22 protein-coding genes are annotated in these 12,927 nt (G+C 55.0%); 16 read left to right on the forward strand and 6 right to left on the reverse strand.

Features of this window, described 5'->3' with window-relative positions; translation table 11 throughout:
- From BLR44_RS29020 to BLR44_RS27465, 6 genes are all read left to right on the forward strand, one after another.
- The coding region (locus BLR44_RS29020) for a hypothetical protein (protein WP_176956247.1) at positions 1–218 on the forward strand (218 nt) is incomplete at its 5' end.
- A gap of 8 nt (positions 219–226) precedes the next feature.
- Positions 227–529 (forward strand): hypothetical protein, encoded by a 303-nt coding sequence (locus BLR44_RS27445; protein ID WP_143017512.1) that lies wholly within the window; start codon positions 227–229, stop codon positions 527–529.
- A gap of 6 nt (positions 530–535) precedes the next feature.
- A complete protein-coding gene (locus tag BLR44_RS27450) occupies positions 536–964 on the forward strand; it encodes a hypothetical protein (protein ID WP_089688535.1) in 429 nt (142 codons plus the stop codon).
- Complete coding sequence (locus tag BLR44_RS27455; protein ID WP_143017513.1) at positions 909–1,406, forward strand: hypothetical protein; 498 nt, start codon at positions 909–911, stop codon at positions 1,404–1,406. The genes BLR44_RS27450 and BLR44_RS27455 overlap by 56 nt, the downstream gene beginning before the upstream one ends.
- Entirely contained in the window at positions 1,403–1,774 is a 372-nt protein-coding gene (locus BLR44_RS27460; RefSeq protein ID WP_089688538.1) for a hypothetical protein, read from the forward strand. The genes BLR44_RS27455 and BLR44_RS27460 overlap by 4 nt, the downstream gene beginning before the upstream one ends.
- Positions 1,695–2,177, forward strand: coding sequence for a hypothetical protein (locus tag BLR44_RS27465; protein WP_143017514.1), 483 nt, complete (start codon positions 1,695–1,697; stop codon positions 2,175–2,177). The genes BLR44_RS27460 and BLR44_RS27465 overlap by 80 nt, the downstream gene beginning before the upstream one ends.
- Before the next feature lie 491 nt (positions 2,178–2,668).
- Here the strand turns inward: BLR44_RS27465 and BLR44_RS27470 are convergent, their stop codons facing one another.
- Positions 2,669–3,214 carry a hypothetical protein gene (locus BLR44_RS27470; RefSeq protein WP_143017515.1) on the reverse strand — a complete coding sequence of 182 codons (546 nt, stop codon included), beginning with the start codon at positions 3,212–3,214 and terminating at the stop codon, positions 2,669–2,671.
- Positions 3,215–3,392: 178 nt separating this feature from the next.
- Between BLR44_RS27470 and BLR44_RS29025 the strand changes: the two genes are divergently transcribed.
- On the forward strand, positions 3,393–3,683 hold the full coding sequence (locus BLR44_RS29025) for a hypothetical protein (protein ID WP_089688544.1): 291 nt from the start codon (positions 3,393–3,395) through the stop codon (positions 3,681–3,683).
- Here BLR44_RS29025 and BLR44_RS27480 read toward each other — a convergent pair.
- From BLR44_RS27480 to BLR44_RS27490, 3 genes are all read right to left on the reverse strand, one after another.
- Positions 3,680–4,042, reverse strand: coding sequence for a hypothetical protein (locus tag BLR44_RS27480; protein ID WP_143017516.1), 363 nt, complete (start codon positions 4,040–4,042; stop codon positions 3,680–3,682). The genes BLR44_RS29025 and BLR44_RS27480 overlap by 4 nt on opposite strands.
- Positions 4,043–4,056: 14 nt before the next feature.
- Complete coding sequence (locus tag BLR44_RS27485) at positions 4,057–4,845, reverse strand: ParA family protein (protein WP_089688548.1); 789 nt, start codon at positions 4,843–4,845, stop codon at positions 4,057–4,059.
- Between the two features lie 657 nt (positions 4,846–5,502).
- Complete coding sequence (locus tag BLR44_RS27490; protein WP_143017517.1) at positions 5,503–5,862, reverse strand: hypothetical protein; 360 nt, start codon at positions 5,860–5,862, stop codon at positions 5,503–5,505.
- A 543-nt stretch (positions 5,863–6,405) separates the two neighbouring features.
- Between BLR44_RS27490 and BLR44_RS27495 the strand changes: the two genes are divergently transcribed.
- The 7 genes from BLR44_RS27495 to BLR44_RS27525 all read left to right on the forward strand — a co-directional run bounded on the left by BLR44_RS27495 (position 6,406) and on the right by BLR44_RS27525 (position 10,257).
- Positions 6,406–6,951 carry a hypothetical protein gene (locus tag BLR44_RS27495; RefSeq protein WP_089688552.1) on the forward strand — a complete coding sequence of 182 codons (546 nt, stop codon included), beginning with the start codon at positions 6,406–6,408 and terminating at the stop codon, positions 6,949–6,951.
- Between the two features lie 29 nt (positions 6,952–6,980).
- Positions 6,981–7,436 (forward strand): hypothetical protein, encoded by a 456-nt coding sequence (locus BLR44_RS27500; protein ID WP_089688554.1) that lies wholly within the window; start codon positions 6,981–6,983, stop codon positions 7,434–7,436.
- 204 nt (positions 7,437–7,640) lie between these two features.
- On the forward strand, positions 7,641–8,198 hold the full coding sequence (locus BLR44_RS27505; RefSeq protein ID WP_089688556.1) for a hypothetical protein: 558 nt from the start codon (positions 7,641–7,643) through the stop codon (positions 8,196–8,198).
- A 33-nt stretch (positions 8,199–8,231) separates the two neighbouring features.
- Positions 8,232–8,753 (forward strand): hypothetical protein, encoded by a 522-nt coding sequence (locus BLR44_RS27510; protein WP_089688558.1) that lies wholly within the window; start codon positions 8,232–8,234, stop codon positions 8,751–8,753.
- A gap of 36 nt (positions 8,754–8,789) precedes the next feature.
- Positions 8,790–9,674, forward strand: coding sequence for a DUF6166 domain-containing protein (locus tag BLR44_RS27515; protein WP_089688560.1), 885 nt, complete (start codon positions 8,790–8,792; stop codon positions 9,672–9,674).
- Positions 9,671–10,024, forward strand: a complete 354-nt coding sequence (locus BLR44_RS27520) for a hypothetical protein (RefSeq protein WP_089688561.1) — start codon at positions 9,671–9,673, stop codon at positions 10,022–10,024. The genes BLR44_RS27515 and BLR44_RS27520 overlap by 4 nt, the downstream gene beginning before the upstream one ends.
- Positions 10,015–10,257 (forward strand): hypothetical protein, encoded by a 243-nt coding sequence (locus tag BLR44_RS27525; RefSeq protein ID WP_089688563.1) that lies wholly within the window; start codon positions 10,015–10,017, stop codon positions 10,255–10,257. Before BLR44_RS27520 ends, BLR44_RS27525 begins: the two co-directional genes overlap by 10 nt.
- 493 nt (positions 10,258–10,750) lie before the next feature.
- On the opposite strand, the gene BLR44_RS27530 is transcribed toward BLR44_RS27525, so the two are convergent.
- Positions 10,751–10,987, reverse strand: coding sequence for a hypothetical protein (locus BLR44_RS27530; RefSeq protein ID WP_089688566.1), 237 nt, complete (start codon positions 10,985–10,987; stop codon positions 10,751–10,753).
- Positions 10,980–11,264 carry a hypothetical protein gene (locus BLR44_RS28770; RefSeq protein ID WP_143017518.1) on the reverse strand — a complete coding sequence of 95 codons (285 nt, stop codon included), beginning with the start codon at positions 11,262–11,264 and terminating at the stop codon, positions 10,980–10,982. Before BLR44_RS28770 ends, BLR44_RS27530 begins: the two co-directional genes overlap by 8 nt.
- Before the next feature lie 432 nt (positions 11,265–11,696).
- On the opposite strand from BLR44_RS28770, the gene BLR44_RS27535 reads away from it, so the two are divergent.
- Positions 11,697–12,407 carry a recombinase family protein gene (locus tag BLR44_RS27535; protein ID WP_176956248.1) on the forward strand — a complete coding sequence of 237 codons (711 nt, stop codon included), beginning with the start codon at positions 11,697–11,699 and terminating at the stop codon, positions 12,405–12,407.
- Positions 12,408–12,449: 42 nt separating this feature from the next.
- Positions 12,450–12,812, forward strand: coding sequence for a hypothetical protein (locus BLR44_RS27540; protein ID WP_143017519.1), 363 nt, complete (start codon positions 12,450–12,452; stop codon positions 12,810–12,812).
- The last annotated feature ends 115 nt before the right edge of the window (positions 12,813–12,927 follow it).

Here is a 12,927-nt window from a genome sequence, read left to right on the forward strand (position 1 = left end):
ATGCCGTGACCCTGACGGTGCGGAACCTGGCGAACCTGAACGAAATCGCTTACACCGAAAAAGCTACGTCCGGTAGCTTCTTTTCGGTGGTCGACACCTATCCCGGCATCCGGGTGACGGCGAAATGTGGTACCACGTACCTGGTCCAAGACTTCGACTTCTCGGGGGGTATTCCCCCGAAGCTCGATCTGGTATTTGATCCCCCGCTACTCAAATAATGCCCGATATGGTCCTTTTTCACCCGCTGTTGCTCGACGTGGATGTGCCCGCGCAGCTGCTCGAAATGGTCAAGGCACCGCTGCCCCCTGAGCTGACGCTGGAGGACCAGGTGCAAAACATCGTCCGGACGTACCGCTACCTGCTGGTGCTGCCCTGGACGCTGTTTGTGCTGTCTCTATCCCTGAACATCTTCTTCTTCAAAAAAATGGCCGGGCAGTTCTGGACCGAGCGCGACCGGGAGCACCAGCGCCGCATGGATGAGCGCGACCGGGAGCACCAGGCCAAAGTAAAAAGCAATTCTCAACCCTAATTCCCCATGTTTTACCCCTTCAATCCCTTCAAGCTTCTCTGGATTGCCGTGGCCGTGGCCGTGGCAGGCCTTGCCCTGTCATTGGCGCTGTTCTCGTCGGTCTCGGTGAAAGAGACCAGTGCGCTGGCCGACGTGCGGAAGGCCGACGGCATGATCTACGAATACCGCATTGCCAAGCAACAGTTCCAGCAGTACCTGCACGAGTCGGATTCGACCATTCAGGCGCTGACCGTGCAGATCCGCGACGTGATGCAGGGTCGCCTGAAAACCGAGCAAGCGAACATTCACTTACAAGACGAAGTTGACCGCAGCCATGTCCTCCTTGAAAAACAGAATCACACCATCATGCGCCTGGAGACGGAAGTGGATTCTTTGTCTGATGTTGTTCGCCGGTACCGTTCTGCCGAGCGCAGCGCAGTCGAAGACCGCTACTGAGTTCGATCCGGACCGCGACGTGATCGTATCACGTCGGGTCATGCGCCTGATCCAAGCCGACCTGAAGCGGCTCGATACGCTGGAGGCCTCCCTGCACCAGGTCGATAGCCTGATCGCCGCCAATGAACGGCGGTGGCGCAGCGTTCTGGCCGACTCGGTGACCCGCTTTCACGGCGAACTCCAACAGGCCCACCGAATCCTGGCCAACGTACGGGCGCAGCTTCTGAAGGAAGAGAAGCTCAGCCTCCTGCTCTCCGATCAACTCCAGCGGGAACGTAGGGTGTCGGCGAGCTTCAAGCGCAAGTACAATCAGGAGAAAATTCGTCGCCTACGGGCCGTAAACCGGATGATCGCCGCCCAGGCCAAGAGTCTGGTGAAGCCGAAACACCTCCTGATTTTCGGGGCAATCCTTACCTATTCCATCTACGCGCTAAAAAAATGATACGCAACGCTTTTTCCTACGTTCGGTCGGCACTCCAGCACCCGCAGGTGCGGATACTGGTGCTGACCAACCTGCTTACTTTCTACGCCTGGCGGCACTGTGCCAGCCACGAGGGCGGCACCGATCCGGTGGTGCCGGTACCGGTGGCTCAGCCGGTACCGGCCCTGGCGCCGGTCGACACCCGCTCCCTGGATTCGCTGGTGCAGTTGCTGGTTCGCCAGCAACAGGCCGCTCTGACCAGCCAGCGCCGGGCACTCCTAGAACAACAACAATTATTCCAGCAAACCCATGAACAATTACAACAGCAAGCGCACCATTTGGAAGTGCGCCTGGATTCTTTGGGGCCTTTGGTTCTGCCTGAACTGTGAGGCGCAGACCCCCGAGGTCGCGCCGATCCGGCGCATAGGCGACCGGGTAGAGATGCCGCTTTCCTTCTACCGGCCCATGCGCCTGCACGTGCTCCTGACCGACTCACTGCTGGCTGTCCGGACGCACGACCTGGCGGTAAGCGAACAGCGCATTGCCTTTGCCGATAGCCTGGCGGCGCTGGCACAAGCCGAGACGGCGCTCCGGTCGCAGGAACTAGCGGCCGTGCGCCTGGTGAACCGGTCGCTGGCGCTGGAGGTGAATGCGCTCCAGGTGCGGTTGCAGGAAGCCGACGACACCAACCGAACGCTACTGCACAAGCTGGTGTCCCGGCCGCGCTGGTGGCACGTGGTGGTGGTAGGCCTGGCTGGATACGGCACCGGCCGGGCCATCCGGATCTTGTGATTTTACCTGCACGTGAAATCGGGGGACGTTTTCCTGCACGTTCTCAGGACGTTAGGCCTGAAACTTCACCTATAAGTGAATTTTCAGGCCAAAAGGCACAGAATAATCTTCCGCAGACCTGGCGCAGCTCACGCCATGGAACGAAATAATCTTTGGCCTACTCGTAATTTGTAGTCACTAACCCTCTAAACTTGTAAAACGATGAAGCAAGAATTTGTACAAGCGCTGGCAATTCTTCTCCTTGCGGCTCTGATGGGAGCACTGGCGGGGCGATGGATGGTCCTACGCATGACGCGCTCGATGCCTGCTACCCTCAGCGATAAGTAGGCAGGCGGGACCCCTGAACAGCAAAAGCCGGGCAGACGAACCCGGCTTTTTCCTTTTAAAATGCAAAAGCGGCCGAAAAAGCCGCTTTTTTTATGACTTAGCAATCAGGGACTTACGCAACTGCCGGCAGCTGGCCGGCGCATGGTAAAAATGCAACCTCGTCCCTACCTGCCTTTGTGCTCTGCGGAGCCGCCGAACGTCGCGTACACCTGGTTGTTTTCCTCCGAATCGGGCTTCATGGCGTCTAGCTGGTCGATAAAATACTGATCGGCTCCGAGCATGTAGGTATCGAACGTGCGTTCGGCCAGCACCGGATCACGCAGCGCCTGCACCATATAAGCCGCCACGGCCACTTGCTTGCCCGTCAGGGAAAGTTGCTGGCTGTCCATCAGCGCCTGCACCATGTCGGCCAGCGCTGCCCCTGGGTTCCAGTGGAGGGGGTCGCGCTGGTAAAGCTGGAGCAGTTCATCCAAATAGCGTAGCAGCAGGCTGAACTGCGGGTCGTGCTTGGCGTAGGCACGTTGGATGAATTGCGTCTGGATCTGCACGTTGCCGATCAGGTCCCTCCACGTCGGGCCTTCTTCTTCCTGCGGGGGGTAGGGAAGCCGGGGCGGCGTCGGGTCGCTTTCGGGTAACAACTCGTCCCAATTTGGCTCCCGATTTGGCTTTCTGAGCACGTCGTGGGGCTTTTTTTCCTTGATCTTTGACATAGCTGTGTGAATGCGAGTAGATGGAAAGTTGCTGACCGTAGACGGACGGATCACGCCTACCTCTGATTCGTTGCACGATTGCGGGCTGCGGAAACAGACTTGGTTGGTAAGGACTAATATCCCTAAGATACCATTTCAGCGCTGGAGTCTCCGCATGACGGGGGAAAAGTTCTAGCTGGTGCTCCCCTCGCCCCTTTTTTCCCACTTTGCGCTTGTCAAGGTGGTCGTCCCGGTCGTGGTTCAGGTGGCATACACCGCACAGGACCACGAGGTTCTCGTCGCTGACGTTCATCGGGTTCCGATCGCGCCGGTGGGCCAGGGCCACCTTGGCCCGTTTGCCGTTGCGCGGGTCGATGGTGCCGTGCTCGATGCCGCAGAACTGACACTGCCCCTCGGCCAGGAAGAAGCGATGGTACGCGCTGAGGCGATGCCAGTTCTGCGGATACTCCTTGTAGTCGATGGCCATTAACTCAACCGGTGGTACTTGTTACGTTCGTTAGGGTCGCGCCGTTTGAATTTCTTGGACTCCAGGAACTCGGTAATCATCTGCAAAAAGGCATCTTTTTGCTGCATCCGCTGGTCGAAACAGTAGTCATTGAAGGCCCACCGCAGGTGCTGCGGTATCTTTCCGGCCAACTGCACCAGCTTGTCCGGATCGTCTTCGCTGCTGTAGTCCATGTTTTCGGGCGCTTTGGGCAGCACCGATAACTTGTTTCTCGGTTCTTTGATCTTAGACGGTCTGCCCCGTCCTCGCTGGCTGATGGGGGCGTGATCACGTACGGGATTGAACTCCATTTCTTCTTTCTTTTTCACTCGTGTACTTGCCATATTTTACGGAAAGATTAGGATAATGAAACTGATTTTTCTAGCTGAGTCATTTGCCGGTCAATTTGTCGTGCCAGCGTCAGGTAGTCTTCTGCACCGTTGCTGTGCGGATCGAACGAAAACACGTCCAACCCCATGCCTTGTGCCCGTGCCAGGGACAAGGATTGTCGGATGTGAGGCAGGATCAGCTTTTTCGAGTACTTCTTCTGGATCATCCGCATGACTTCGTGCGGCAGCTTGCCGGAAGCGTTGGGATGATAGCGGGTGGCAAACAGCCCCCCGAACTTCTCAAACAGGTGATTGGTGGTGATCCATTCCATCAGGCCTACCAGCCCGTCAAAGGCCAGCGGTTCCATCTGCATGGGTACGTAAAACCGTTGGGCGGCGGTCAGCGCCAGGGCGGTAAAAACGTTCAATGCCGGGGGACAGTCGATCACTACATACTCAAACGCTTTGGGATGAGAACTATTGAGGCGCTTTAGGGCGGTACGCAGCAGGACCGGATATTCCTTGTGTTCCCGCAGGCTTTCCTGGTAATCAAGCATCAGGTTCGAGGCCGGAATCAGGTAGAGGCCGTTGGTCAGGTGTTCGGCCAGTTCGGAAAAACGCCTTCCCCCCATAAAGTCCACCACACTGCCACTGATCAGTGAGGAATTGACGCCGCAGGCGGCCGTCAGGGAGGCCTGAGAATCCATGTCGATGAGCAGCACGGAATACCCCAGGGAGTGCAAGGCGGCTGCAACGTTCTGCGATGAGGTAGTCTTGCCTACCCCTCCTTTGTTGTTGACAAATGTGATGATTCGCATGAAGTGGTCTAGTAGTTAGGTAGTTGGCCCGCCCCAAGATCGGATAGAAACCGCTTAGAGCGGAGTAATTCTACCCAAATATTTTAAATAGTAAAGATAGTTAAAATATTTAAAATATTTTTGCTTGCTTTGTGGGGCCTTACCCTAGGTAAGTTGCAGTGGCAAAGGGGTAAAAAAAGGAAAGGAAAAGTGAAACTTTCAGAAATTTTTGGCGTGTAATCCAAAAATCAATTTTCTCGAAAAAATTATACCAATGGTCGAGTATCTACGAGAAATATAGGAAAAACATTATTTAAACCCTGTTCTGTATGGGCTGAAACAATCCTTAAATAGTTTTTTCGGCCCATTGCAAAAAAAATGGACTTTGGTTTTACAGGGAATTTTCGACTAAAATTGTTGCAACCAAGACAGAACCGTGATGTGTAAGAATTTTTTTCACGAAAAGACCCAACTCTTGCCCCTTCCGCTACGACCTGGAAGAAGCACGCCACTTCAGAACCGTGATAATATTGAAGATCAAACCGGCCAGTAGTGCCACCAGGGAGGAGTCGCCTTATGAAAGACTTCTCCCTTTTTTTATCGCCTTACCGAAGCCGTGTTGGCTAGAGTTGAGTCTTAGTAGAGCCTCACTTGATCACTCTGGCATGAGGATAAGGTTCATTCGAATCTGCAACAACTGAAACAAACCTGATGAAGCAACGCTCTGGACACAAATATAGAACAAGCCTGTTCACTAACAAGCAGTTTCTCGGCAATCTGAGGCAATTTGTCGACCGCTATAACAAGGATCGCCCGATCAGTGAACAGGTCCGAAATGGAGTCCTCGGGACCGCAGAGTTCCTGTTGATCGCCTACTTGCAGGAACATCGTGACACCCTCTTTCTGCTCAAGCCCGGTGATCCGTTGCCCTCGCTGGAGATGCGCAACCCCAGGATCAGCCGCCGTCGCTCGATCACCAACCGTACGGCGCTCAACCATCGTCAGCGCCTTGAAGAGGCCCAGGTGATCGTCTGCCACACCAACCACGGCCCCAAAGACAACTACGAGTTGTGGCTCAATCCCGAACTGATCTGGGGCCTGACTCCCCCGCCCACGTCCCAACCCACTTCCCCTTCTTCGTTGGATACTACCTCGTCTGTTTCTTCACCACGCGAATTGCACAATTCTGATGTTGCACTCGTGGAGAACTCGGTGGAAAAGGCTAAATCGAAAACAAACGATCAGCCTTCTAAATGTGCTCCTGGAGCCGATTTATCGGCTTCTAGTGAGAAAAATTTTCCGCCGAATAGAGTAGTAATATCTAATAGAAATGATATAATAGAGGAAAGTGGAAATGTGGAAAGCGGTATTTTAATTGATTTTTCCGGTGACCAAACCGGCCAGAAGGGGGGTGCAATTTCGTATCCGAATAATGCAAAAAACTCCAACGCTCCTGCAAAGCAAGCGGGTTCGGAAAAAAGGGAGGTTGCGCCGCGAAATCCACATTTTGTGGATAAGTCCAAGCCAAAACCCTATTCAAAGCGTGCTAAGCCCGATACATATAGGACAAAACTAATAGACATGTACACGGATTGGGTCCTCAACATCTTGCTGGAGGTCCTCTACCCCTACCAGGAATACGACCAACAGCAGTTGCGCCGGACCCGTGCCTACATTCAGCAGTGGTTCGTACACCTGCCCCAGGAGCGTTGGGGAGGCCAGTACCAGGACATGATCGAAGGCATCGGCATGGCCGGAAAGTGGGTCGAGAAGTCTCCCAAGCGCTACGTGGTGGTGCCGTGGCTCTACATGGACCTGTCCAAGCGCCGGTACGGGTTCGTCAACGTGATGGAGCTCTGGCTCGGCAAAAAGCGCCGGGGCAAATCGACGACCTGGAGCAAGCTGGCTACGCGCAACGTGGCCTTGCAGATGATCGGCCGGGCCTTCCGGGAAGGAAAGCAGGGCCAGGATCTGAAAAAGGTGCTCGATCATGCCGTCACGATGGTACGCAGCCTCCGCTGTGAGCGAAGCTGGAACGCCTTTGCGCGCATGGTGGAGCAGATGGCGACCGATCAGGCCGTGGATATGTCTTCTTCTGGGCATTCGTTCCATCGTCGCGCTGTGTAGTATGTTTGCCTCAACCAAATCACACCCTCATGTCATCCATTCAGCTTTTGGTACCGGAAACGGTACCCGTCCCCATTCCTTGCTCCCCGCCCCCTGCCAGATCGGGCAAAACCCGACCGGGGAAAGGCAAAACCCACCACAAACGCAAAAAGCGCCGCAGCCGCCAGCGCGGTCGGTTTCGACTCACGACCGAGGAATGGACGGCGCTGGCCAAGGCCTCCGTGGTGATCAAGTTCTGGGACAACCGGTATCCCCGTGGGAAGCGGTTTCTCGCCTTTCGTCGCCACCGACGTGGCGTACTCTGCACCGAAGAAGACGAGATCGGCCAACTCAAACGAATGGTGCTGCGCAAGAATGCGCACATCGAGTACTGCTACCTCTACGTGAAGAGTGTCAGCGGCCTGTGGGTCTACATGGAACGCTACGATCCGTTCTTGCTCCAGTGGCTTCCTCCGGCCGACCGGTCGTCGGGCTATACCAGATAAAGCGGGAAATTAATATCTTTGTACTCCTGTTTCCCTTCCGGAATTACGGCAAGGGATGATGTACATTTGCCAGCCTTCGATACCAGTTATCGAAGGCTTTTTGCTTGATAACCAGCCCTTTATAATAAGTTTAGAAATAGATGAAATATTTTATATATTTGAAATATTTCATCTATTTGAAATATTTATCAATCAAACCAAGCCATGAGCAACAAGATCCCCTACGAATTTCGCCTGGACAAAGTAGAAAGACTGTTAACTGCCTCCCTTGCCCCCGACCAGGCTTATGTGGACCTGAATCAAGACGTAAGTGATCAGGACCCAGGCAGTTGCAAGGTGGTAAAGGCGGATGCTCCGAGCATAGTCCTAACGTATCCGGCCCTGTGGCTCGTGATCGGCAGCGAAGGCGTTTACCTGGTGTCCAACCACGTGCGTCCCAACGAAATCTCTCCCCGCAAGGATCTGACCCGGCGGGTCTACGCCACGGGTACCGACGCCATCCGTCCTGCGCCCGGCGAACAAGAGTCGATCGAGATGATTGTGGCCTTCCGGTCGGCTGAATTGCAGCGGTTCATCCAAGACAACCGCAAGGCCGATTCGGCCTTTCTTCACCTTCTCCTTTACCTCACATCGGAAGAAAACAAGTTCCGTCTTTCCAACCAGTCGGCATTTCACCCACAGGTGCTGCCCATTTCGCCCTCCCAAGAGGAATCGGCATTTCACCCACGGGTGCTGCCCATTTCGCCCTCCCAAGAGGAATAAGTTAGTCCCATTACCAAAACCAAATCACACAGTATGTCCAAAAAGAAGTTCATCATGTTTCGAGGACACGAAGTAAGCCCCGAATGGCCGGAAGTCGTTCGGGAGGCGCAACGCGACTCACACATCTACCGCAACGGTGTGCTGATGGAACGTGTCACCTTCGGCCGTGAACCCGGCAGTACGGCCCCGCAAGGCCCCTGTTGGGATTGTCACGCCATCGAGGGGGAATACCATGTGCCGGGATGCCGGTACGAGGTGTGTCCCAACTGCGGACAGCAACTCGTCTCCTGCCCCTGTGCGCCGGATGCTCCCCCCACGGGTGGGATTCAGCGGGCCAAGCTGCTCATCGAGTCGGTCGGCCGTCAGACCAAAGTCTACTCGGTGCTGCTGAACGGCAAGCGCATCTACCAGTCCTCTCCTACCAAAAAAGACTACCTCGCCCTGATCGGCAAGGGCAACCGGGTGCTGCTGCGCTTTCAACGTCAGGACGTGATCGGCGGCAAACAGAGCGCCCCGTACCTACATGATCCTACCTGCTGGTTGGCAACGATCTAGTTTCTTTTTACTAAAAACCAAATCACACATTGCATTATGGAACAACCTTTTGAGCGGCAGGCCCACGTGGTCTGCAAGATCCACTCCAACGGCGATCACGAGTATTGGGTAGACGGAACACTGCTGGATCTGGGTGATTCACTGCGCCACGTCCACCACTCCCCCACGGGCTTTCGCCACGGGTACGGCGGGTCGGGTCCCGGTCAACTGGCGTTTGCCATCTGCCTGGCCCTGTATCAGGATGTGGTGGTCGCCAAAACCGTCTACATGAAGTTCAAATGGACGTATGTGCAGTACTGGCCCATTGACGAAGGCTTCGATCACCTGGTGCAGGTGCCCGTCGATCCGGTACGACTCTGGAACCTCACCGACGACTACCAACACCGGTTGGAATTTGCCCAATGGCAGGAAGAACAGCGCGTGCTGCTGGCCGAAGAGGCCGAAGAAGAGTCCCGACGCTGGCCGGAAGGACTAGACCCTTCGCTGCTCCTGAGCAAGCCGGTGGAAGAACGACCGTTGTCCAAACGGGACCAGCTGATGCTTGCGCTGGCACCCTACTTTGTTGACTTTGAGTTTAGCCTTCCCTCCCGTCCGGCCAAGGGCCTGTGTCGCCTGCTGGTGGTGCCGGAACTGGCGCTGGTGATCTGTTCGGAGCACCCTCAAAACCCTTCCATGAGTGTGACCAATGCGGCAGAATACCTTTTTCTACAGATCACGGAGGCCTACAACCTGGATCGGGACGAAGTAACCTGGATTGAGCACTATGCTTTCGAAAACGAGCGCGTTGCGCCGGAATTTGATTTCGTGGAGTTTCACCAACTCGGCGGCGGTGCATACCGCCCCGACTGGCACAATCCCACCGATGAATTGATTCCCTTGCTGGAAAAGGCGCTGTACCACAAGAAAGGACTGGTGGCATGAGTCCGGAAGAAGGAAAAGCCATTTTCTCGCTCAAACGGCCGTGTGCGGATTGCCCGTTCCGGTCGGATGTGGCGTTTTACCTACACGCGAAGCGCCGGGCAGAAATTGCCCGGCAGCTTCGTGCTGGAGAGAAGTTCGCCTGTCATAAGACCGTTACCTACACGGCCTCGGGCAACGCCGTGGCGGGTCCCACGTCCAAGATGTGCGCCGGGGCCATGATTGCCCTGGAGCGGACCACGGGGCCGAATCTGTTCATGCTCTACGGGCAGATGCTTGGCTTTTATGACAGTTCCCGACTGGATTGGAATGCTCCGGTAATTAAGTTAGAAGACTTTGAGCGATGCTGTTAAAAGTGAGTCTGGTACGTGCCAATGAGCTTCAGCCGGGCATGTACGTGATCAATGTAGGAGTGGTGGAGCGTGTGGTAGAACATAATCCCCTCCGCTACTTCACCCACTCTCCGGAAGGTACGGTGCATGTCTACTTTCAGCCGTGCCTGATTGCCAAGGTCCACTGCATCCGGTACAACCCGTACGACGTAGTGCAGGTGAATAACGAGCCTTTTGCGAACTTTTTGAGATAAAACGTAACCATTGAAAAAGATCCAAAATGACCCTGGGCCTTTTTGGATCTTTTTATTTTTTAAAGCTTTGTATCTATGAATCCCTTTGCTCTCATCAATCGAACTTGGCAGCGATTAACGTGTTCACACACCTACCGGCCGCACACGCTGTTGGATAAGCAACAAACCGATATTTTAGAAAGTGTCCCGGCCTATCGGTTTCGGTACATAGCGCGCTGTACTCAATGCGGAAAGGAGACCATCAAAGAAACGACACACCCGATCGCCTGGTACTAGCCTAAATTGTACTCTCCTTTTTTGAGAGGTGCCTATGCTGCGCGGTAAGGCCGTTTTTGTGCCGATCGGTGGACATGATTTCTTGCGTGAAACCAAGTCGACTCAATCCATGCAGGAAGGCAACTCTTTATAAATGTCGCCTTTGACGACCCATCGGGTATCGCGGCATTTGATGCACCGAATGACCAGGATTTGATAATCGAGCATGTACTGGTGATCACACGTCTTTTTGCGGGTCAACAGGCGTTTGAGCCATCCCCGACGCTTCTTCACGGGCACGTTCATGGGCAAGGAGTTCGCGTAACTGATTCACATAGTTCATACGACTGATCCGGCCATCGAGGTATTGGCGGGTAGCTTCCACAAAGCCGTCGCACCCGGCCACCTCAAAGACCATGATGCCCTCCAGCAACAGCATGGCCCAAAGCCCCATTGTGGTGACGCCATCATTCATGATCCTGACTGCGGGTGATGTTGATTTCTTTGAGTAGTTGCGCCAGGGAGGCTTGCACCTGCGGCGTCATGTCGAGCTGGTCTGCATCCCGGTAGAGCCGCCGCAGTTCCTGTACCAGGCGCAACTTGGCTTCGACCGTCTGCATGTGCAGGACCATTTGTTTGTGGACCAGGCGCTGATGCACAAGGTCCTGGAGTATGGGACTCAGCTTATGCACCACAAACATGAGCAAGAGTACCAGGAGCGCTATGAGCGTGAGTTGAGGCAAGGGGAGCATGGAACGGGTTGCAGCTTCTAAGCCTGAAGGTACTCAAAAGCGGAGGGCAAAAAAAAGAGGGCGCGCAACGCGCACCCCCCTATGGCTCTTTTCTCCCCCTGGGGGAGTCCAAAACCAAATCACGTGACAAAGTTAGAAACTTTAGATCATCAGGCGAGAAAACCTGATGAAAAGGTCGAAAAGTGTACCGAAAAAATCCCCCCCTCAAAATTTCGAAAAAAATGTGCGTTTCCAGCGCGTAGAGCAGCTTGGCTTCCCCCCCTTTTCTGTACCGGGCAAATCAGGTGATTTTTTTGGACACAGTTGAGTAACTTCATGCCTGAGTCCGTAAAAGAAAATGGGTCAACGTCCCTCAACGACATTGACCCATTGTATGCTGGATTCACCAAGACAGGAGATCCCCGTTTCATGGTGCAAGTTAACTCCCATGCTATGAAACAGGAAACAATTCGGGTCGCCCTTTATACCAGGGTTTCGACCAAACATCAAAGTTGCGAACGCCAGGTGCGGGACCTGACGCGCTACGCCGCCAAACACGGCTACCAGGTCGTCGAGATTTTTGAAGAGGTGTGCTCCGGCCGTTCCCGGCTGGAGAAGCGCCCGGTCTTGCAGAACCTGCTGGAACAGGTCCGTGAGGGCCGCTTCGACAAAGTGCTGGTGACTGAGATTTCACGGCTTTCCCGTGAACCCAAAGTGCAGATGGTCGTGCGCGACACACTGGAGCAGGCGCACGTCGCGCTCTACGTCCGCAACCTGGACATGGAAAGCATTTTGCCCAACGGCCGAATCAACTCCATGATGCACATCGTCATTGCCGTCTATACCGAAGTGGAGAAGAACTACTCGGAAGATACGGTCGACCGCATCTATTCCGGCCTGCGCAAAGCCCGTGAATCCGGCAAGCGCCTGGGCCGTCCGCCCGGTGCCACCTCGGCACGGGACATGATCAAGAAATACCCCAAAGCGACGGTGGATCTGGAAAACGGCCTCTCCCTGCGGAAGGTGGCCACCTTGCACGGCCTGTCGAAATCGACCGTGCAGAACCTGAAGAAGTGCGTCGACGAGCGCCGATCGCAGCGGGGGAAGCACCGCAAGGCCCGGCCGAACGGGGAGATTCCCGTCCGGCCAGCGGCACAGAACTGATTTTAAACCCAACCGGGATGTACGACCCATCCCCTGATCTGTATGAACCCCTTCAGAACCGTGAAACCCGTTCCGGCCACTGGCAACCGGACACGGGCCATGACGCAGGCCCGACTGCATAGCTCCCAAGTCATGCGTGACCTGGGGCACCGGGGCCGAATGCGACGCCATCACCTGCTGGCCCTCGTGCATGAAGTAGGGCGCAAGCGCTACTTCGTGCCTCATGTCTTCGACCTGCGGTTGAACCGGCACTACGGCAATTTCCGCTGCGAAGAGTGCGGGGCACACTTTCACCATGCGCCATCAACCCTCTACGAGGGAAAAAGCCTGTGGAAGGAATGCGTCTGCGGCGACTGTACCAACCAGATCATCGCAGACGACTGGAACTACCGACCCTATCGTTAGTTGAACTATACCGGGGCGTTTGCTGCGGGCCAGCTCGCGCCGGCGCCACGGGTAACTCGCTGAGAAAGAGGGCTTCTCCAAATGCGAAAAAAAGGAACCAAAAAAGGGTAATTGT

It is taken from the genome of Catalinimonas alkaloidigena (genome assembly GCF_900100765.1).
GTDB lineage: Bacteria > Bacteroidota > Bacteroidia > Cytophagales > Flexibacteraceae > Mooreia > Mooreia alkaloidigena.

Bases quoted from the DNA above. Each gene is read 5' to 3' on its own strand.
- BLR44_RS28770 (WP_143017518.1), bottom strand. From the start codon at position 11,264: ATGCTCCCCTTGCCTCAACTCACGCTCATAGCGCTCCTGGTACTCTTG.
- BLR44_RS27515 (WP_089688560.1), top strand. From the start codon at position 8,790: ATGGAACAACCTTTTGAGCGGCAGGCCCACGTGGTCTGCAAGATCCAC.
- BLR44_RS27450 (WP_089688535.1), top strand. From the start codon at position 536: ATGTTTTACCCCTTCAATCCCTTCAAGCTTCTCTGGATTGCCGTGGCC.
- BLR44_RS27535 (WP_176956248.1), top strand. From the start codon at position 11,697: ATGAAACAGGAAACAATTCGGGTCGCCCTTTATACCAGGGTTTCGACC.
- BLR44_RS27470 (WP_143017515.1), bottom strand. From the start codon at position 3,214: ATGTCAAAGATCAAGGAAAAAAAGCCCCACGACGTGCTCAGAAAGCCA.
- BLR44_RS27530 (WP_089688566.1), bottom strand. From the start codon at position 10,987: ATGAATGATGGCGTCACCACAATGGGGCTTTGGGCCATGCTGTTGCTG.
- BLR44_RS27485 (WP_089688548.1), bottom strand. From the start codon at position 4,845: ATGCGAATCATCACATTTGTCAACAACAAAGGAGGGGTAGGCAAGACT.
- BLR44_RS27500 (WP_089688554.1), top strand. From the start codon at position 6,981: ATGTCATCCATTCAGCTTTTGGTACCGGAAACGGTACCCGTCCCCATT.
- BLR44_RS27445 (WP_143017512.1), top strand. From the start codon at position 227: ATGGTCCTTTTTCACCCGCTGTTGCTCGACGTGGATGTGCCCGCGCAG.
- BLR44_RS27480 (WP_143017516.1), bottom strand. From the start codon at position 4,042: ATGGCAAGTACACGAGTGAAAAAGAAAGAAGAAATGGAGTTCAATCCC.
- BLR44_RS27465 (WP_143017514.1), top strand. From the start codon at position 1,695: ATGAACAATTACAACAGCAAGCGCACCATTTGGAAGTGCGCCTGGATT.
- BLR44_RS27540 (WP_143017519.1), top strand. From the start codon at position 12,450: ATGAACCCCTTCAGAACCGTGAAACCCGTTCCGGCCACTGGCAACCGG.
- BLR44_RS27495 (WP_089688552.1), top strand. From the start codon at position 6,406: ATGTACACGGATTGGGTCCTCAACATCTTGCTGGAGGTCCTCTACCCC.
- BLR44_RS27505 (WP_089688556.1), top strand. From the start codon at position 7,641: ATGAGCAACAAGATCCCCTACGAATTTCGCCTGGACAAAGTAGAAAGA.
- BLR44_RS27525 (WP_089688563.1), top strand. From the start codon at position 10,015: ATGCTGTTAAAAGTGAGTCTGGTACGTGCCAATGAGCTTCAGCCGGGC.
- BLR44_RS27460 (WP_089688538.1), top strand. From the start codon at position 1,403: ATGATACGCAACGCTTTTTCCTACGTTCGGTCGGCACTCCAGCACCCG.
- BLR44_RS27520 (WP_089688561.1), top strand. From the start codon at position 9,671: ATGAGTCCGGAAGAAGGAAAAGCCATTTTCTCGCTCAAACGGCCGTGT.
- BLR44_RS27510 (WP_089688558.1), top strand. From the start codon at position 8,232: ATGTCCAAAAAGAAGTTCATCATGTTTCGAGGACACGAAGTAAGCCCC.
- BLR44_RS27455 (WP_143017513.1), top strand. From the start codon at position 909: ATGTTGTTCGCCGGTACCGTTCTGCCGAGCGCAGCGCAGTCGAAGACC.